General features: G+C 47.5%; 1 protein-coding gene. It reads left to right on the top strand.

The window, feature by feature from the left end; all coding sequences use genetic code 11:
- Positions 1-15 precede the first annotated feature (15 nt).
- Positions 16-634, top strand: a 619-nt coding sequence (traN, locus tag PORUE0001_RS08885) for a conjugative transposon protein TraN (RefSeq protein ID WP_007366115.1), incomplete at its 3' end; no start/stop codon positions are given.

The following is a 634-nucleotide window of genomic DNA, read 5'->3' as shown; positions in this document are numbered from 1 at the left end:
AACATCATCTATACAATGAACAAGACTTTATTCACTCTTATTTTCGCCCTCCTGACACTAGGAGCTGGCGCATTCTCCACCGCTCACGCTCAGTCGTCAGGCGACCTGTATCAAGGCTTGACGAGAAGTATGCCTGATGGTCGTACCGTTATACCGTATGGACTAGAGGTCACCTTTGACAAAACCACCCATCTCATCTTTCCCGCACCGATACGCTATGTGGACTTAGGGAGTGCCAACATTGTCGCTGCTAAGGCGGAAAGCGCAGAGAACGTTCTCCGTGTTAAAGCCTCCGTCAAGGACTTTGAGACAGAGACAAATATGTCTGTAATCTGCACCGATGGCTCTTTTTACGCTTTCAATGTAAAGTATGCCAAGGAGCCTGAGAAGCTGTCGCTAGAGATGGTGGATTTCCTCCACTCTGGTGAAGGTAATCTACCTTCAAACAAGGCAGATATATACTTCAAGGAGCTAGGCAATGAGACCCCAACGCTCGTACGGCTACTGATGTCTACGATACACAAGCAGGATAAGCGTCTTGTCAAGCATATATCGGCCAAGCAGTTTGGTATGCAGTTTGGTCTCAAAGCTATCTATGCACACAACGGATTGCTCTACTTCCACACGTCTATAC

The organism is Porphyromonas uenonis 60-3, from assembly GCF_000174775.1.
Lineage (GTDB): Bacteria > Bacteroidota > Bacteroidia > Bacteroidales > Porphyromonadaceae > Porphyromonas > Porphyromonas uenonis_A.
Note: the sequence above shows the minus strand (reverse complement) of the source record. Positions and strands in the feature narration are given on the sequence as shown.